The 19,252-nt window shown below is 44.4% G+C and carries 18 protein-coding genes; 10 read left to right on the forward strand and 8 right to left on the reverse strand.

The genetic code is table 11. From position 1 onward, the window contains the following. Positions 1-897 (reverse strand): amidohydrolase family protein (locus CVN76_RS20455; RefSeq protein WP_157805728.1); only part of this gene is annotated, 897 nt, incomplete at its 3' end. Positions 898-962: 65 nt separating this feature from the next. Continuing rightward, positions 963-2,519, reverse strand: coding sequence for a glutathione ABC transporter substrate-binding protein (locus tag CVN76_RS20460; RefSeq protein ID WP_100532834.1), 1,557 nt, complete (start codon positions 2,517-2,519; stop codon positions 963-965). A gap of 210 nt (positions 2,520-2,729) precedes the next feature. Here CVN76_RS20460 and nikC point away from each other — a divergent pair, with 210 nt between their 5' ends. The 7 genes from nikC (at position 2,730) to CVN76_RS20495 (ending at position 9,449) form a co-directional block, all read left to right on the forward strand. Continuing rightward, entirely contained in the window at positions 2,730-3,632 is a 903-nt protein-coding gene (nikC, locus tag CVN76_RS20465; RefSeq protein ID WP_100532835.1) for a nickel transporter permease, read from the forward strand. A gap of 12 nt (positions 3,633-3,644) precedes the next feature. Next, the gene (nikB, locus tag CVN76_RS20470) at positions 3,645-4,565 is read left to right on the forward strand and encodes a nickel ABC transporter permease (protein ID WP_100532836.1); all 921 of its coding nucleotides are present in this window, start codon (positions 3,645-3,647) and stop codon (positions 4,563-4,565) included. Between the two features lie 11 nt (positions 4,566-4,576). Further along, positions 4,577-5,602 carry an ABC transporter ATP-binding protein gene (locus CVN76_RS20475; protein ID WP_100532837.1) on the forward strand — a complete coding sequence of 342 codons (1,026 nt, stop codon included), beginning with the start codon at positions 4,577-4,579 and terminating at the stop codon, positions 5,600-5,602. Next, entirely contained in the window at positions 5,602-6,588 is a 987-nt protein-coding gene (locus CVN76_RS20480; RefSeq protein WP_100532838.1) for an ABC transporter ATP-binding protein, read from the forward strand. Before CVN76_RS20475 ends, CVN76_RS20480 begins: the two co-directional genes overlap by 1 nt. Before the next feature lie 79 nt (positions 6,589-6,667). After that, a complete protein-coding gene (locus CVN76_RS20485; protein WP_100532839.1) occupies positions 6,668-7,414 on the forward strand; it encodes a sensor histidine kinase in 747 nt (248 codons plus the stop codon). A gap of 13 nt (positions 7,415-7,427) precedes the next feature. Further along, positions 7,428-8,126: a response regulator transcription factor gene (locus CVN76_RS20490; RefSeq protein ID WP_100532840.1), complete on the forward strand. Its 699-nt coding sequence runs from the start codon at positions 7,428-7,430 to the stop codon at positions 8,124-8,126. A 3-nt stretch (positions 8,127-8,129) separates the two neighbouring features. Next, positions 8,130-9,449, forward strand: coding sequence for a transporter (locus tag CVN76_RS20495; protein ID WP_100532841.1), 1,320 nt, complete (start codon positions 8,130-8,132; stop codon positions 9,447-9,449). Positions 9,450-9,498: 49 nt separating this feature from the next. On the opposite strand, the gene CVN76_RS20500 is transcribed toward CVN76_RS20495, so the two are convergent. Together CVN76_RS20500 and CVN76_RS20510 are read right to left on the reverse strand one after the other, a co-directional pair. Then, positions 9,499-11,592: an Ig-like domain-containing protein gene (locus CVN76_RS20500; RefSeq protein ID WP_198512609.1), complete on the reverse strand. Its 2,094-nt coding sequence runs from the start codon at positions 11,590-11,592 to the stop codon at positions 9,499-9,501. A 456-nt stretch (positions 11,593-12,048) separates the two neighbouring features. Further along, positions 12,049-12,450, reverse strand: a complete 402-nt coding sequence (locus tag CVN76_RS20510; protein WP_100532844.1) for a VOC family protein — start codon at positions 12,448-12,450, stop codon at positions 12,049-12,051. A 221-nt stretch (positions 12,451-12,671) separates the two neighbouring features. Between CVN76_RS20510 and CVN76_RS20515 the strand changes: the two genes are divergently transcribed. After that, entirely contained in the window at positions 12,672-13,103 is a 432-nt protein-coding gene (locus CVN76_RS20515; protein ID WP_100532850.1) for a MarR family winged helix-turn-helix transcriptional regulator, read from the forward strand. A 64-nt stretch (positions 13,104-13,167) separates the two neighbouring features. On the opposite strand, the gene CVN76_RS20520 is transcribed toward CVN76_RS20515, so the two are convergent. The 3 genes from CVN76_RS20520 to CVN76_RS31155 form a co-directional block, all read right to left on the reverse strand. After that, positions 13,168-14,631 (reverse strand): protein adenylyltransferase SelO, encoded by a 1,464-nt coding sequence (locus tag CVN76_RS20520; protein WP_100532845.1) that lies wholly within the window; start codon positions 14,629-14,631, stop codon positions 13,168-13,170. Positions 14,632-14,876: 245 nt separating this feature from the next. Beyond that, on the reverse strand, positions 14,877-15,302 hold the full coding sequence (locus CVN76_RS20525) for a hypothetical protein (RefSeq protein WP_100532846.1): 426 nt from the start codon (positions 15,300-15,302) through the stop codon (positions 14,877-14,879). A 159-nt stretch (positions 15,303-15,461) separates the two neighbouring features. Continuing rightward, a complete protein-coding gene (locus tag CVN76_RS31155) occupies positions 15,462-15,611 on the reverse strand; it encodes a hypothetical protein (RefSeq protein ID WP_157805729.1) in 150 nt (49 codons plus the stop codon). A gap of 320 nt (positions 15,612-15,931) precedes the next feature. Here CVN76_RS31155 and CVN76_RS20530 point away from each other — a divergent pair, with 320 nt between their 5' ends. Continuing rightward, complete coding sequence (locus tag CVN76_RS20530) at positions 15,932-16,624, forward strand: FHA domain-containing protein (protein ID WP_198512610.1); 693 nt, start codon at positions 15,932-15,934, stop codon at positions 16,622-16,624. Between the two features lie 163 nt (positions 16,625-16,787). Further along, the gene (locus CVN76_RS20535) at positions 16,788-17,102 is read left to right on the forward strand and encodes a hypothetical protein (protein WP_100532848.1); all 315 of its coding nucleotides are present in this window, start codon (positions 16,788-16,790) and stop codon (positions 17,100-17,102) included. A gap of 731 nt (positions 17,103-17,833) precedes the next feature. Here CVN76_RS20535 and spoIID read toward each other — a convergent pair. After that, entirely contained in the window at positions 17,834-18,868 is a 1,035-nt protein-coding gene (spoIID, locus tag CVN76_RS20540; RefSeq protein ID WP_100532849.1) for a stage II sporulation protein D, read from the reverse strand. Between the last annotated feature and the right edge of the window lie 384 nt (positions 18,869-19,252).

The following is a 19,252-nucleotide window of genomic DNA, read 5'->3' on the forward strand; positions in this document are numbered from 1 at the left end:
CGTCCCCGTTTCTGCCAGTATCCTTGCCTCATCGAAGGAAATGCCGCGACAATGCTGTAAATGGACATCCGGACCCAACAGGGCATTCTGCTTATCTTGTATCGCTAAATGGATCATCCCGCCAAAAGCATCGGAATGGATCCTCGTATCATATTTACGGGCAATTTCCCGAATTCTTTTCGCTTGATAAAGATCATGATTACTTAGCCCATATAGCCTGTCAGGGGCTGTGGGATTGGAGGGGTCAACCGATGTGACGATGACAAAAGGTGTAATGAAGGCCCTTGTTCTGTCTTCATTTGCATGATTCAGTGCTTCGATCACTGCTTCCGCTCCCTTTAATACCTCTTCATAGGTAACCTCCTTCACAATTCTTTTCCCATCAACCCACCGACTGAATGAATGAGGCCATGGAGGGTTGCATGGACCTGTGCAGACAACCTCCCTCACCCCCACCTCGGCGTAAGCCTTCGCATGATTGATGGCGAAAATCGGGTCATCGGATCGCGGCATCGAGCCTAACACACTTACACCTGTTGTCACACCCGCCTTCAATCTCTCAAGGGCGGAGAGCTTTCCTTCGTAGTACCAAAAATCATCGGTTACAAAATGTTTGTACGTATTCGTCATGATCGGCATCCAAAAATCGATATTCTCCATCGCGATGGTCTTGAACATCGAGTGCCCCCCATGGCCATGAACATCTATCAATCCTGGCAATATGCATTGATGGCTGCAATCGATCACTTTTTTCGCCTCATACTTCGATGTCAGTTTTCCGGTTATCCCAACGTCTAAAATCCTTCCTTCATTTATGGCGATGGCCCCATCCGAAAGGATTCGCCTGTTTGGATCCATCGTAATTACAGTCCCGTGAATGAGCAGCAAATCGATCATATTTCCCCTCCTAATCGAGAAGACAGCATAACCGCCGTATGCTGTCTTCTCTTTTGATCCATTCCTTATTGAACGGTTATGTCGTCGAGCATTAAATAATTTGCCGGGTTCAGCCAAAGCCCTTTAACCGTTTCGCCATAAACAGCCAGATGCTCATAGTTACGGATCGGAACATACGGCACCTCTTCCCTTTCGATCTCCTGTGCCTTCGAATAAAGTTCCTTACGTTTGTCGCCATCTGATTCCTGTCGTGCCGCTTCAATCAATTTATCCACCTCAGGATTGCCGTAAAATGAGCTATTCCCTGCTGCACCTTGGGATTTGCTATCAAAAAGATTGAATTGATTATAATCCCCGTCGCCCGTCGCATTGCCCCAGCCGCCTATGGAAACCTGATGCTCACCCTTGGCCGTCGCATCAATATAAGCTCCATACTCAAGAACTTGGATTTTCACCTTGATTCCAATTCCTTTTAATTGGGATTGAATCACCTCTGCCATGTTAATTCTTTCCTTACGGTCACTTGTCGTTAAAGTGATTTCCATGCCATCCTTGACTCCGGCTTCCTTCAATAGCTTTTTGGATTCATTAATATCATAATCGTATCCCTTTATATTCGGATCATAGCCGAAAACCTTCGGACTCATCGTTGAATTTGCCTTTGTACCAACATCGTTATATACCCCTTTGATGATGGAATCGACTTCGATGGCATGTGCGACCGCTTTCCGGACACGAACATCATCGAACGGCTTTTTCTTGACATTGAAGCTTAAGTATTCGACGGCAAGTCCTTCGGTGCGATAAAGCCCCATCGTGTCCGAGGCCTCGATGCGATCGATCTCCGTCACGGGCACTTGATCGGTCACATGTGCCTCACCCGTTTCGATCATCGCAATTCTTGTTGCATCTTCAGGGACGACCTTGAATACGACCCCATCGATCTTCGGTTCTTTCCCCCAATAGTCTTCATTCTTTTCCAGCTCGATCGCTTCTCCCGATTTCCACGATTTGAAAACGAATGGTCCTGTCCCAACCGGATTTTGGCCAAGTTTATCACTATGCTCTTTAATCGCCTTTGGACTTAAGATGCTTCCTTCATTACTGACCAATATCGAAAGAAGGGGAGCATACGGATATTTCAGTTTGAACTGTACAGTCGTATCATCCACTACCTTGATTTCCTTGATCATTTCCAATTTTCCGGCCTGTGGCGAAGAAGTCTTCGGATCAAGTAATCTGTCGAAATTGGTTTTTACCGCTTCAGCATTGAAAGGTGCCCCATCATGGAATTTCACGCCCTCACGCAATTTGAACTCCCATGTTTTATCATCGAGCTGTTTCCATTCCTTCGCGAGCAATGGCTGTGGTTTCATGTCCTTGTCAGGAACGACCAATGTTTCATACACCTTTTCATAGACGACGTTTGCCGAAGGAATGTCCGTAATGAAATGCGGATCAAGTGTCGTCGCATCAGAGAGCCGCGCAACGACCAATGTTCCCCCTTCTTTCGCTTCCCTTTCTGGCTTCTTGCTGCTTGTTTGATCTGATGTACATCCAGATAAAACCGTCGAGATACATAATAACGATGCAAATAGTAATCCAGTTATACCTTTTCTCATGATAGTTGTTCCTCCCTTTCCTACTTCCCTTTGATTTCCACGCAACTTTTACGATTAGCACATTGGGCATAATCAAATTATAAGAAAAAACAAAATTTTATATTTTCAGAATCTTTACTCATTTTTTTATTATCTTTACTGCTTTCAGGCATCATATTTACTTCGATACCTATTTTGCATAAATTAAATGAAAGAAAAGGAGGAACTGTCATGAAGCCAGAGGTCGTTATCAAGAATCCAGGATTGAAGCTAAACAAAAACAAATCTACAAAACTACAAAACTGGAAAGCCTTTTATAAAAAGTTCAAAAGAAATAAGTTGGCATTGGTAGGCGGATACATCGTACTTTTTTATATTTTATTGGCCATTTTTGCACCTGTCGTTTCACCGCAGGATCCATATGAAATCGATTTGGTCAACAAGCTTCAGCCACCTACGGCAGAGCATTGGATGGGGACGGATGATAAGGGAAGAGATATTTTGAGCAGGTTATTATATGGGACTCGCCTTTCCTTAACGGTGGGATTCGTTTCCGTTTTCTTCGGCGCCTTCATTGGCATCCTCTTGGGATTGACGGCTGGATATTATGGAAAGTGGATCGATACGGTCATCATGAGGATCGTGGACGTCCTGCTTGCCTTCCCGGGAATATTGCTGGCCCTTGCCATCATAAGCGCCCTGGGACCAAGCTTAATCAACGTAATGGTAGCGGTTGGTGTGTTTTCCATCCCCATGTTCGCCCGAATCGTAAGGGGTTCCACACTTTCGGTCAGGAAGCTTGAATACATTGACGCCGTTCGTGCATTGGGAGCGACCGACTTCACGATCATATTCAAGCACATTTTTCCTAATATCCTTTCACCCGTCATCGTACAAGCGACATTGCGCCTGGCAACGGCCATTCTTTCGGCAGCCGGCTTGTCGTTCCTCGGACTAGGGGCGCAGCCTCCTTCACCGGAATGGGGTGCGATGTTAAGCAGCGGACGGGACTATTTGTTCAGTGCTCCGCACATCGCTTTATTTCCGGGCATCGCCATATCCACACTTGTACTTGGCTTCAATGTCTTCGGGGATGGGTTGAGGGACGCCCTGGACCCAAGAATGAAAAAATAAGGAGGAGAGAACATGTTCGTATTCATCGTCCGGCGCATTTTGCAAACGATACCGGTATTGTTAGGAGTAAGTTTAGTAGTCTTCCTCATCATGCAGATGGTTCCCGGTGACCCGGCAACCCTGCTTGCAGGTGAAGGTGCGACAAAAGAAACGATAGAAATGATCAGGCACCAGCTTGGTTTGGACCGCCCCATCATCTATCAGTACTTTGATTATGTGATTCATGCCGTACAAGGCGATTTCGGCGAATCCCTCCGGAGCAGCCGCCCTGTTCTGGACGAGATTATGGTCCGCTTGCCAATTACCCTTGAACTCGCACTTGCCAGTATTTTCATCACCGTCGTGTTTGGAATGGTGGCCGGAATCATCTCGGCAACCAAGCAATATTCTGCAGCTGACATTTCCATCATGATCGTTGCTTTATTAGGAATCTCCCTGCCTAGTTTTTGGTTAGGGCTGATGCTCATCTATTTCTTTTCCGTCAATCTTCATTGGTTTCCCGTTTCAGGCTGGGGGACCTTCAGGCATATGATCCTGCCTGCGATAACCCTTGGCGCCGGCGGAGCGGCGATTGTCGCCAGGATGACCAGGTCAAGCATGCTTGAGGTCGTTCGTCAGGACTACATTCGTACCGCGAAAGCAAAAGGATTGAAGGAGCATGTCATCATTTATAAGCACGGGCTGAAAAATGCGCTGATCCCCGTCATTACGGTCGTTGGCCTCCAGTTCGGTGCACTCCTTGGCGGCACCGTATTGACCGAATCCGTATTTGCCATCAACGGACTTGGACGATTGATCGTGGATGCCATCAGAACGAGGGATTTGCCGATGGTCCAAGGCGGTGTCCTTATCGCCTCCGTCATCTTCGTATTCATGAATTTGGCTGTCGATGTCCTCTATCGATACTTTAACAAGCGAATAGACCTAAACTAAGGAGGTACGTGATGAAACAGTTTGATGAAAAAATACTGGAAGTTAAAAATTTACAAACCCACTTTTTCACAGACGAAGGAACAAGCAAAGCCGTGAATGGAATCAGCTTCACCCTGAACAAAGGAGAAACGCTTGGAATCGTAGGGGAATCAGGCAGCGGGAAAAGCATCACCTCCTTATCCCTGTTAAGGTTAATTCCATCCCCTCCCGGTAAAATCACCGGCGGCAGCATCCTTTTTAAAGGAGAGGACCTGCTTGCCAAAACGGAAAAACAAATGCGGTCGATTCGCGGAAACGAAATTTCGATGATCTTCCAGGAACCGATGACTTCATTGAATCCGGTATATTCAGCGGGCGAACAAATTGCAGAAGCCATCCGGCTTCACCAAAAGCTTGGAAAAAAAGAAGCTTGGAACAAAGCGGTCGACATGCTTCGGCTTGTCGGAATCCCCTCCCCTGAAAAAAGGGCAAAGCAGGAACCGCATGAACTGAGCGGCGGAATGAGGCAAAGGGTCATGATCGCCATGGCACTCGCCTGCCACCCTGAAGTATTGATAGCCGATGAGCCTACGACGGCGCTTGACGTGACGATCCAAGCGCAAATCCTGGAACTGATAAAATCGCTGCAAAAGGATTTCGGAACGGCTGTGATTTTAATCACGCATGATTTAGGTGTCGTGTATGAAACATGCGACAAGGTGGCGGTGATGTATGCCGGGAAAATGGTTGAAAATACCTTGGCGAAAGAAATTTTCACCAACCCTAAACATCCTTACACCATCGGATTACTGAACTCCCTTCCTCGCCTCGACTTGGATCAGGAGGAATTGACCACCATTCCCGGGACCGTTCCAAGTCCGTACGATATGCCCAAGGGCTGCAGCTTCGCACCCCGTTGTGCACATGCGAAGAGCATTTGCGAACAAGCTGTACCGGATCTCGGATCAGTCGGACCCGACACATTGGTCAGCTGTTGGATGTATACCCCGCAATGGGAAAAAGAATATGAAGCGGAAGCGAAAGTGGGGGTTCAATGATGGGAGCAACGGTGGAAGACAAGAAGGTTTTGCTTAAAGTAGATCAATTGAAGCAATATTTCCCGATCAAGGGGGGGTTTTTCGGAAGGACCGTTAACCATGTAAAGGCTGTCGACGACATCAGCTTCCATATTTATCAGGGGGAAACGTTAAGTATAGTCGGTGAATCCGGCTGTGGTAAATCGACAACCGGACGGGCCATCCTTCGATTGGATCAACCTACAAGCGGGCAGATACACTTTCAGGGCAAGGACCTTTTAAGTTTAGGTAAAAGGGAAATGAGGCGTACGAGGAAGGATTTGCAGGTCATCTTTCAGGATCCCTTCGCCTCCCTCAATCCTAGACAGACGATCGGACAAATTCTCGGAGAAGCCTTAGCCATTCAAAATGTAGTGCCTAAAGAAAATCGCCGGGGCAGGATTGAGGAATTATTGGGACATGTCGGCCTGAGACCTGAATCGCTGGAAAGATACCCACATGAATTCAGCGGCGGTCAAAGACAGCGGATCGGGATTGCACGGGCACTTGCCGTAGATCCTAAATTGATCATTTGCGATGAAGCGGTATCTGCACTCGATGTCTCCATTCAGGCGCAGGTGCTGAATCTATTAAAAAAATTGCAACGGCAATTCGAACTTACCTTTCTTTTCATATCGCATGACTTAGGGGTCGTGCGCCATATCTCGGATCGCGTCATGGTGATGTATCTAGGAAAGATCGTCGAAATCGCCGACAAAAAGTCGATATTCGAACAGCCTCAGCACCCTTATACAAGGGCCTTGCTGTCTGCGATCCCTGTACCGAATCCCGTGCAGGAAAGGGAACGGATCCTATTGACGGGTGATGTCCCCTCGCCGATCGACCCTCCGAACGGCTGCCGTTTTCATACACGGTGCCCGTTTGTCATGGACATCTGCAAAACGAAGGCACCGGAATTGAAAAGATCAACACAAAATCATCAAGTGGCTTGTCACATTGTGTCATAAATTGTAGATTTCCGCAGAAGTCTTTAGTAAGATACTCATAGACAAAATAATTCAAAAATATAACCAGCAGAGGTTATCCATGCTAAGTTACGAGGGATTCACCATAATTATCATGCTCTTCATTTTAGCTCCCATCATGGGGGCTATCGCTCTTTTATTTCTATTCATATTCGAAAAGAGGATCGACCTGCTTGAAAATAAAAACAAAGAGATCCGGCTGGAGCAAGCCCTGCAGGAAGCGCAATATAACAAGCTGAACCAGCAAATCCAGCCACACTTTCTCTTCAATACCCTGAATGTCATATTGGGCTTGGCCCGCCTGGACAGGAAGGCCGAATTGATCCGAGCCCTGGAGGCATTTTCGCAATTCCTGAAATTCAAATACAAAGCTTCCGAGCCATTGATTCCCCTTGCCCAGGAAATTCAGTACACGCAGCATTATCTCGACATCCAAAGCATTCGCTTTGGAGATCGGCTTAAGATCGACATGTCGTGCCCTGACCACTTAACCATCGCACTGGTGCCCCCTTTCATCCTGCAAACATTAGTGGAGAATTCGTTCAAGCACGGCTTGGAAAAAAAGGTCGGGGCAGCCCTTCTTCATATTCAATTCCATTTGGAATCGGAGACGATGTATCTCGTCGTGAAGGATAATGGGTTCATCGGAAATGCCACTTCCGCTGCTGAGGATGGCGGACATGGCCTGGACAATATCCAAAAACGCCTACACTTGTATTTCAGCACTCGTGCACATTTAACGATAGCTTCTGATGAATCGGGCACAAAGGTGGAGGTGTCATGGCCACTTGTTTTTGATACGAAATGAAGGAGGCACCGGAATGAATGTATTATTAGTTGATGACGAACCACTGGTCCTTGAACAAATGGAATATATGATCCAATCGATATTCCCTTTTTGGAAATTCCATAAAGCCGCTGATGCTGTTCAAGCACTTACCCTCAACCAGAATCACAAAATCAACCTCGCTTTCCTGGACATTAACCTTCCAGGGCGATCGGGCCTTGAATTCGGTGAAGATCTGCGGGCACTCAATAAAGATGTGGAAATCATCATGGTAACCGCCCATCAAAGCTTCGACTATGCCCAGCAATCCATCAGGATCGGGGTTGTTGATTACTTAACGAAACCGGTGATTGAAAGTGAATTGCATAAAGTGCTATCCAAGTATCAAGAAAGCGGGGTAACCCAAAACTATTCAAGCCTGATCCATCATTCGCTATCATTCATTCATGAAAATTATGCGGACAAAATCTCGCTTTCGGACATCGCCCGTGAAGTACATACGAACCCGACTTATTTGAGCAGGAAATTCCATGAAGAGGTCGGCACCTCCTTTTCCGAATATTTAATGCACTATCGAATCAAAGCGGCTAAAAGGGCGTTAGCCACTAACACGAACTGGAGCATCTCGGATGTAGCTGAACACTCCGGTTTCAACAGTCAGCATTATTTCAGCACGTTATTCCGTAAAATAGAGGGAATTACACCGAAGGAGTTCCGCGAGAAAGGAAAATGACCATTGCGATCACGGACATTTCAAGAATACGTACAAGGCCCGATCCAAATCGGAATGGGCTTAGGAATCATCTCCCTCCTGGCACGCTGGGTGACGGGAACCACCATATTATCCTCTCCTGAATCCATGGTGAAGTATGGCGTGTTCGGAGGAATCGGCTACGCGATAATGGGGGCGATCGCCCTGTTCATGTTCAGCTTCATCGGCAAGCGGGTTCGGCAGGATTTTCCGGTGGGATTGACCATGGGCGACTATTTAAAAACGAGGCTGCATCCACTGGGATATTGGATCTTGCTGGTCATCCTGGTCATAACCAGCTTACACATTTTATTCATTCAGGGAATGGCCGCCTCCACCCTCTGTCAATTCCTTTTCGATACACCGCTGTATGTCGGTTTATTTTTCTTTTTCGTTTTTTGTGTTCTTTTTGCAGGCTTCGGCGGGTTGAAGCTCATTCATCGTTTCGCAGCATTTCAAGTCGTTTTCATGTTTGCCGCCGTCATTTTGATTCCTTTATATTTTTTCGTCAAAGAAGGCATCCAGCCCGTTTATGATGGAATCCGCCTGTATCATCCCTATATGCTCGTGATCAATAAGTATGATTTATGGAGTTTCATTTTTGCCGGACTACTCGTCGGATTCGGTCAATTTTTCTTTGATCTGACGTCATGGCAGCGTTTGTTCATGATCGAATTGAAAAAGGTTCCCTTAACCTTTTCCTTGTCCGGCCTGATTTGGCTCATATTCCCGCTCTCATTTTCATCCTTGTTCATCATGGTGATCTTCACTGGCGGCTTCACTGATATCCACTCCATTTTAGAAGGGCTGGCAAACAAGATCACGACGCCATTTTTTTTCATCCTGTTTGTGCTTTGTGCCTTCAGTGCAATCACGTCAACATTCGGAGCCTGCCTGCATGCCTTGGTCAGCCTGATTGTCGCCAATATGATCGATCCCTTCCAGGACAGAACGACCGACCAGCAAAAAATAAGGATGGCCTACCTTCTATCAATCAGTATCGGCGTATTGATATTCATGGCTACACTCTTATATTCCCCGAACCTATTGGAGCTTTTATTTTATTCCGGGAATATCTATTCGGCCTTGCTCGCCCCCATCCTGGTGATCGTGTTCAGCAAAGGGAAAGTCGCCAATTACATTCCGATAAGTGCGGTCTTGGCCATCGCTGCCTCCTACATCATCCAGCCTTATGCAAGTGAATTTCAAAGCATTTGGTTCAGCGGACTAACATCCTTCACGATCATCGTCGCATGCATGATCTATAGCTTCATCCGGAATAAATGGGAGCTTCGCAAAGACTAAAAAAAAGCTGCCGACATGATGTCGACAGCTTTTTCCCTCTGCTGGAATACTACTTTTTTGTGAAATTCACCTTATTCAAGCCGGAAATATTAATGCGATCTCCATTTTTCAGCGTGGTCGTTACACTTGTTACCATGTAATCATCACGTTCATTGGAGAGGATTTCATTTACAAGTAAATAGTCTCCCCTGTAAATGAATAAATTTCCTGCTGAACTTGGTGTCGTTATTTTATATCTTCCCGCTGCTATATCTTTGCCTACTGTCCAGTATCCAGCATGCAGGGTATTCGATTTAACATGGGATACTTTGGTGAACTGTACACTGTCCAGTCCGGCTATTTCAATACTGTCCCCCGATTTAATATCCGTTGTAACAGCCGTTACACTATAACCATCATCTTCATTTGATAGGATTTCATTTACATAGCGATCGTAGCTATTATCCGCGATAAATAAATTGCCGCTGCCCGATTTTGTCGTGATTTTATAACGTCCTGCCGGCAAATTTTTGCCTGCCTTCCATTTTCCTGCACTTAAACTTTTACTATAAGGAACATAAATCGTGGTGACGCTTGATTTTCCATTTACTGTAGTCGCCGTAATTTTGGCCGTCCCAACTCCCACAGCGGTCACTTTCCCTTTACTATCGACCTTCGCTATTTTTGTATGGGAAGATTTCCATTTCACTGTTTTATTCGTTGTATTGCTGGGACTAACAGTTGCGGATAAGGCCAATGTTTTACCTTTTAACAAAGTGGCGGAAGTCTTGTTCACTTTAATTGATTTTGCCATGACCGGGGCTGTAATGGTGACCTTCACCTTAGCATCCTTTGCCCCTTTAACGCTTGCCGTGACGGTGGTCGTCCCTTTTAGTTTGCCGGTGACCTTCCCTTTGCTATCAACGGTGGCGATTTTGGTATTAGCGGATTTCCATTTCACCGTTTTGTCCGTGCTATCAGAGGGTGACACGGACGCAGTCAGGGTTCCTGTCTTGCCTGCCATGATAGACAAGCTTGATTTATTCACCTTCACCGTTTTTGTGGAAACCTTTACGGCAACGGTTTTCATGACCTTCGTGTTCTCTTTGGCAGTCGCCGTTATGGTCGCCGATCCATTTGCCAATCCTTTTATATTGCCTTTTGAATCGACTTTAGCGACTCTGGAATTCGAGCTTTTCCATAAAATCGTTTTATTCGCTGCATTGCCTGGAGCTACTGTCGCAGTTACTTTAATCGTTTGGTTATTTGAGATGTTTAACGCTGATTTACTTAATTTCAAACTAGTCGGAACAATATTCGTCACTGTAACTTCGATGCTTTTTTTAATGGATGCATCACCATCGGCAGTAGCTGTGATTGTTGTCCTGCCAGCTTTAAGTGCTTTTACATTTCCTTTCACATCCACTGTCGCAATTCGGGGATCACCGACAGTCCAGCTAACACTTTTATTAATGGCACTGTTCGGATACACCGTAGCCTTTAATTGTGCGGTTTGGCTCACTAACAGGGACAGACTAGGCATACTCAACGTGATACTTTTCGGAACTAGGATCTTTTCTTTAAAACTCATCGTACCGACCAATGAAGAAATGTAGATTTTTTCTCCCTCCGAAGCCCTGTACTCATAAGGATCTTCTTCATTGAAGAGGTTAAAAGAATCTTTTCGGTTATATCGGTCATCCAAAATATTTATATACGCCACATCATAGTCATCCGAAGGGCGGTCAATATCCAATGTATACGTGCCTGCAGGAATATCGGTGCCTATCTCATAATAACCAGCGGATATGTTTCTCAAGTCTACTTTCGGGATTTGCCGGACGTCCATAGTGGAAGCACCATCATATAGATTGCTTTCTATTTTGTCTCCAGCTTTCAAGCGTACCGTAAATCGTGTAGGCATGTATCCATCATCACTGAGCGTTTCATTAATTATTTCGTTCGTATCCCTCGTAATAGTAATGATTGCGGTCCCTCTTGTAATACTGAATTCAGTTAAGCCAGCGGATATTCCCTCCCCAGCTGTATAAGTCCCATCACTTATTGAATCAGTACCTGCAGCTTGAACCGTACTACTGCCCAAACCAATCGAAAGCGATAGTATCATCACGAGAATCATCTTGATAATTATATTTCTCTTCATAAAAAGTGAACCATCCTTCATCATTAATTTTTCTTTAAGTCATCCTATAAGTATATCGACAGCAAATTCAATAATTTCATTATGCAATAATTTACTGGAATTGTATGGATAATACTTAAAAATATTTTAGAAGAATTTTCTGTTTTTTAGCCAATTCTGTGATTGGCTCTTGATTTGGTCGCTTTAACCTTGAGTTTCCTCGGTTTATCCGCGAGTTTTGGCACTTTATTCGCGAATTTAGCCCTTTTACTCGCGAATTTCGGTACTTTATTCGCGAATTCAGCAGCTGGTTCTTGATTTGGTCGCTTTAATCTCGATTGGGCTTCATACTCATTCAGGGTGTTTTGCTTTCTAAAAAAAGACAAGCTTCCCCGATTGATGTGGATACACGGCCCACTTCATATCGGGGAAGCTCATTATTGGCTTCATGCATGAACAGCTTCAACTTCCTTCTGGCTAACTTGTAGGACGTTCCACACTTCCGCCGGTGGATGGTCCTGTTGCTTCTTCCTTAGCTATTGGGCAGTAAACTTCGACGAGGAATCCGCCTGGTGCAGGGACATAAAAGGTGTAGGCATGTTCATGTTTCGGCAGCCCCGCCTCAAATCCATCCGCTGTCAGTCTTCGATTCACTTCATCCACCTGCTGCTTGTTTTTCTGGGGGAAACCTATATGGAATGTTTTTGGATAATGTGCATCCTTGCCCTTCATTAAGTTCAGCAGGAATCCATCGTCATCGAACATGGCCGCAAAACCCGATCCCTTGCTTCCGATACAGGTTAAACCAAAATACGTTTCCAAAAAGTTTCGCGTTGCAGGGACATCCGTTACCGTTAAATTCAGATGATTGATTTTCAAAATCGTTCCCTCGCTTTCTGCTTTTGATTTGGGATGCTTCCTTTACAACATGTGAAAGGTTTCGTTAGAATGAATGCATAAAGAATAAACGAATATCCGTTATTTTGATAGTTAAAAATCTTTGTTATCAAGATATATATTTATATTAAAAGGAGGATTCACTTTTGTCAAACCCACATCAAGTCCCAACGACAGATTCACAGCAATATTTCGTCTCGGCAATGCGGGGTCTAGGGACCCGAACGATTTTATATCAGCAAAATGTCGCCACCTCGCTTGGACTGTATAATCATGATTTCATCTCCGTAGATATCCTGCGCGAAACCGGTCCGATCACTGCCGGAGAACTTGCCAAAAAAACCGGCCTCACCACTGGCAGCATAACGGCATTGGTCGATCGGCTTGAAAAATTCGGATACGTCCGCAGGCAAAATGATCCCAATGACCGGCGCAGGGTGATCATCGTACCCGAATATGAAGATAAAGAAGAAGTGTACAACACGTATCTGCCGCTTCATAATGAAATGGTTAAGCTCGTTTCCAGCTACACGCCGGAAGAGCTGGAGCTCATCACCACGTTTTTGGGTAAAGCAAGCTCTGTCCTCGATGAACAGATTCAGCAGCTCAGCTCGAATAAACAAGGACCTAAATGATACGCAGCCATATGAAAAGACGGTATCCCGAAACCTCGGGATACCGTCTTTTTTTCACATGAACTCAAGTCCCGCAAAAAGTCCGATAGGGCGTTGATGAAACAGGCAATGTGGTGTATTCGGCTTGCTTGGCGGAGTGCTCGTAAGGGTTTGAAAGAACATCCAAAAGCCGCTCCATCACACTGTAGTCCCCTTTTTCCACGGCAGCTGCGAGTGCCGCTTCGACCCGGTGGTTACGCGGAATCACCGCCGGATTGCTGCTTTGCATCAGCTGGCTCGCTGAGGCTTTCGATTCCTGCTGCCTGCCCAGTCTGGCCTGCCAGAGCTCATGCCATTGAACGTATTCCGGTGCCCCGAAAAGGACCGTATCCTCCAATTTATCAAACGTTAGGGCGCGGAATGTGTTCGTATAATCGGCGCCATGTTTCTTCATCATGCTGAGGAGGCCGTTGATTAACGCTTCATCCTGTGTTTCTTCATTATACAGCCCCAATTTCGCTCGCATCCCCGCCAGCCAATGGGCATGATGCAGTTCATTAAAAGCCGAAATCTTCTCTTGGGCCAGCTTGACTGCCGAATCCAGATCCTCATCCAGCAGCGGCAATAGAGATTCTGCGAACCGCGCAAGATTCCAGCCGCCAATCACCGGTTGATTGCCATAGGCATAACGGCCTTGGGTGTCAATGGAACTGAATACCGTTGCCGGATCATAGACATCCATGAAGGCACATGGGCCGTAATCGATCGTTTCTCCGCTAATCGTCATGTTGTCGGTGTTCATCACCCCATGAATGAAGCCAACCAGCTGCCATTGGGCAATAAGCTTTGCCTGACGTTCGATCACTTCTTCGAATAGTGAAAGATACCGGTTCTCCCCTGCTTCTACATCGGGATAATGCCGCTTTATCGCATAATCGGCAAGCGTCCTGAGCTCGTCGATCGTGCCCCATTTCGCCGCGAACTGGAAGGTGCCGACGCGCAGATGACTTGCAGCCACGCGGGTCATGATCGCTCCAGGCAGCCTGGTTTCACGGATGATCGACTCACCGGTTGTGACCACTGCCAGACTTCGGGTCGTCGGAATGCCAAGTGCATGCATCGCCTCGCTGATGATATACTCCCGCAGCATCGGCCCAAGTGCCGCACGCCCATCTCCCCCGCGCGAATACGGCGTTCTTCCCGGACCCTTGAGCTGGATATCGACCCTCCCGCCTTGAGGAAGGATCTGCTCGCCAAGCAGGATGGCCCGGCCGTCCCCCAACATGTTGAAATGCCCGAATTGATGCCCCGCATAAGCTTGAGCAAGAGGCGATCCGCCTTCAGGTGTCTCGTTTCCGGCAAACACCGCCACACCAGCTTCGCTTTTCAATGCCTCAACGTCCAAACCTAGCGATAACGCCAGCGGTTCATTGAGGATGACCAAATCAGGTGAGCTTACAGGAGTCGGCTTCGTGCTGGTGAAAAACTTTTCCGGAAGGCGGGCATAACCATTGTCTAAATTCCATCCTGTTTCATTACTCTTAGTCATGGCTTCTCCTTTTCTCGTTTTGTCGTTTTGTATGAATGCTCGTTCTCTCATCATTTCAGCTATATACCACTCTTCAAACTAAAGAATGCAGTCATTTTTAATGTCTGCTTCTGCCAATTTATTATACCGTTTCCATATGGAAATGGCTCATTTTAAGTATGGGTGCGACCCTTTTCCCGTTCATGAATCCCCTTATTTCTGCAAATGGAACATTTGCTTTACTACTGGTACGCAATGAATATCAGCTATTCAAAATCAGGCTCATCCCCATTTATAATGACCATTGCATGTTGTTTCCCACCATTTAAGACCAGTTTGATGCTTCCTTCTCCGGACAATGATTTAAATGAACGAATGGCATCTCCCTTCATCACTTCAGAGAATACCTTTTCCCCCTTCGAATCTCTTACTATACATTCCATTTCACCATCAGTTTGCTCGTTCTTTATTGTAAGGGTATTGTTATCTTTTAAAAAAGTTTGTATATCAAGCGTTTTCTCTTCACGAATATTTCCAGCGATACTCATAGCAGCTACCAAAACCTTTGAGTCTTTTAAATAGGTTGTATTCACTTCTATTCCATCGGTAGCCATTTTCTTTGTTCCAGTATAAAGATTCATGATTAATCCAAGCAGTAAGAAAGTACCGATCACTACTAGTATTTTTTTCATAACGAATACCTCCCACCCTTCATTCTTCTACCATTTGTGGTTTATTTTAGGTACATTTTATCATAAAAAAAAACCCACCGTTGATCCGGTAGGCCTGAACTTATTATTTTTAACCGATGTCACTTCCGGCATTAATTTCAACGTCATCCCCTGCTATCCTCAATTCAGAATAGCCAGGGTGATGAAGGCAATGCCAAATATGCAGTACAGACTGAGGGTAAGGGGCTGGGGATAAATGATGTAAACCATCATGCTAACGATCATCAGCAGGATGCTGTAGGCATTGATTTTATCTCTCCACATACTCATCTTTGGTCAACTCCTTTTGAATGCGTTTTGAACGCAGAACCATCCTCCCGGCCGCATTTGCGATGGGGTAGCTGAATTAAACACTTCGCTGTTTCATTTTTCCGTTTGGCTTGCAGCGAATGATGCTTTCCCGCTTCAACAGCGTTTATTTACTGGGTGTGTCTTCGTGCCTAATTTTGATTTTTTTCATTTTTCGTTAGGATGTATGCGTCTGATAATTTATAATTATAGGATTGCAACCACTAAATAGCCATGTAGCTAAAATGATAAGTCCATGAAAATATATTAAATATTCAGACTTTTAAGGGGATATGAAGGAAATGTTCAATAAAACTTTCAAGGTAGTCCTGAGAACCTTGCATAAAGGTCAAACCGAGGAATTCACCTATGTATATGAAGGGAAAAGCTTGTTGATTGGACGTGCAACCCAGCACTCGAAAGCTGATTTCAAGCTTTATAATGACTTCGTTTCCAGGGAACATTGCCGTATTTATCTGTTGGAAGGGAAGCTTTTCATCGAGGATTTGGCGAGCAAGCACGGGACATCCGTGAACCAGATGCGATTGGTCCCCGGTCAGCCCTGCGCCATTGAACCGGGTGATGCCATTACTTTGATTAATGGATTGATTGAATTCATGATTTCGATCGACAACGATTTAACACGTGATTTCACTCCTTTGAATCCAGATATGCACCGAACCGTGACCATCAATGAACATCTTCAGACCGTAACCATCAATGAAGAAGCACCCATTAAAATGCCCACGAAGGAATTCATTTGCTTTAAGCTGCTTCATGAGAACTTGGACAATCTCATTTCAAAGGATATGATCGTCCAGCATGTTTGGCCCGAAAGAAATGGTGATCCTGACCAAATTGTTTCAGCTGAAGAAATCGCCTCGCTCCTCTACAGGGTGCGGAAGCGGATAAATGGCCACTTTGCCATTAAAGCCGTCATCCAAAAAGGATATTATATGGAATCGATTCTCTCCATCAACCTCTCGGACCTTTAAGGAAAATCCATTGCAGACCGTCTGATTTCAGGGAGCCCTGAATACTCCATATTTATCGCCAATCTTCGATCACTTGTAAGCATCCATTCAATGGGTGCTTTTTATTTTAAAGGAAATTTTCCCCTTTTGTTGAATATATATTCTTAAAAAAGGAGGTGAGTAAGTGGAGGTTAAGAATAGAACGTTATACGTTTTGGAAATCATGGAAAATGGGGAACATCGTTCTTTTGATTATGAAACCGAAGATGAAGCCTATCATGCATTTGAGTTCCTTGTAAAGACATACAAGGATAACAGGATTATTGATAAAGGACCTGTCATTACCGCTGATAATATCACCCAATTGAGCATCAGCAAAACTGAAATAGGTTCTGTACCAAAATGCGCAATCGCAAACTACTCGCCTTTTGAATGGTTCAAGGATATACATGAGGAAATTATGCTCTCGGCTAAAATATACCATGAAAATCAAAAATGATGACCAAGTCGGGCATCCACTTATGTGGATGCTCTTGTATTGGCAGGAGATACATGTTGGGCAATGGCCCATTTTATTGATCCCGCCATTTAACCTAATGATATTCAGGCCATAAGAAAAAGGGCCGCATCAGCAGCTCCTGCTTATTATGGAGTGGACACAACCGTTAAAACATCAGACGCCAGTTTTGTATATTTCATGAGTTTAAACTGCCCTGTTTCTTATCTTTAAATAAGCGATAAAGGCCCCTGATGAGATAATGCAGAAAAAAGTAACCAAAAAGTATAATGGAAGGCAGGGCATTGGTGTAGATATTCAAAAAAACAATACCAAAAACCAGAAAAAGCAAGGAAATCATAAAGTCAGATATATAACGTTCAAGACTAGTCAACATCATCACCTCTAACTTACTTTACCATTAGCGATTCTTATTGGAAATGCCTCCGATTCAATCAATTACACTCTTTACTATACGGATGATCATTCTTGGAATGAAAGTCAAGATAGTAAAAACCAATTCAGCTAAGATTGAATCGAGAATTTCATCCATTATGCCCTTGAAAAAACCTTTCTTTGCTTTTCTTTTCCCTCTTGCCACTTTTATATCCTCTTTATCTTTCATGATTTACTAACGTACTGCCTCAATCATTCTGCCTTTTATTCTATAACAAAAAGAGCTGCTCGTCACAGCCCTAACTTTTAAGTTTTACAGGGAATAATGGAGGGATATTTCACTTTTTCACATACATTTTATTCTTAAAGGGTTCAACTGAAGAAATGGTTATATCCTGATAATAATAATGAACGATATCTTTATAACTCTTCCCCTCTTGAGCCAATCCGTTTGCACCATATTGGCTCATGCCTACACCGTGACCATTACCTTTAGTGTAAATAATAACCTCACTGCCCTCTCTTTTAATCGTGAAATCGGATGATTGGAGTTTCAGCTTATCCCTGATGGTTTTCCCACTATATCTCTTATCATTAATTTCGATAAGCTTTATGCGATTCCCAGTTGATTTTGAAATAACCTTACCGATATTGACATCATTATTCAATTTAATCCCCAGCAGCTCTTCAAATTTGGATACTTGAATTGCCGTTTGGTATTGGAACTTTGGAGATTTGATGTCCCAGGGACTTTCAACGCTTTTTAGATATGGGGTTTCATTACCCCAGTAATCCTCGGAATTCTCCGTATATCCATTGCTGGTCGAAAAGAAAGATGCATCGATTGGTTTCTCATCAAAGGTTATAATTTGACCTTTTGTGGCATCGACCGCTTTTTGAACTTTAGAGATATTTGATTGATAATCCTTTCCCCATTCATTAGCTAGCTCTTTCTTGTTTTTAAAGACTTGGTGGTATTGAATATTATCGGTGATATCCGTACCATCCGGTAAATTAATTTTCGAATCGGAAATCATCTGTTGAACTAAAAAAGTTCTAGCAGCTAAAGATTGAGCCTTTAACGCTTCCATTTCAAAAGTAACGGGCATTTCTGAAGCAACGACACCTACAACGTATTCTTCCAAAGGAATATGCTCAATCACTTTCGTTTTTGTCCTATAAACCGAAACGTCGGTGGATGGCTCAGACGAATTTTCTTTCGTGTACGTCGATTCACTCACATCCTGCTTTGTTGACGCATCCAGGTTCTTTTTTGCATGATTTGAAAAGGAAACTACCAAAATGGAAGGCACTACTAATATGACAATCATCGTCGTAAACACAATCCACATCAATGGCTGGAATTTATTCATCCGTCCTCCTTAATAAAAAAAGCATTTTAAACAGGGTATGAATAAACGACATCATATATTACCCATTGTTTCCCACTTATTGAACCACCGTTCGGCTTCATCTTCCGAACCAACCATTCCCTGGTAAGATAAGTGATCTTCCACTGCAGAAGGATGCGAAAACGGCCATAAAGAAAAGCTGCCAACAAGGCAGCTAAAAGAATTTGTTCCATTACGTTTAAGAGCGCTTCAATAATTTCTTTGTTTTTAATAGAACAAATAGGAGCGGTATATATAAAACAATGAAGCCGACGCTGTATGGATTGATTATTTTGTTTAGTACATACAATAATTCGATATCGTAATAAAAGATATTGATCAGGATGATGATGATGGACATGATCC

This window comes from Bacillus sp. mrc49 (assembly GCF_002803435.1).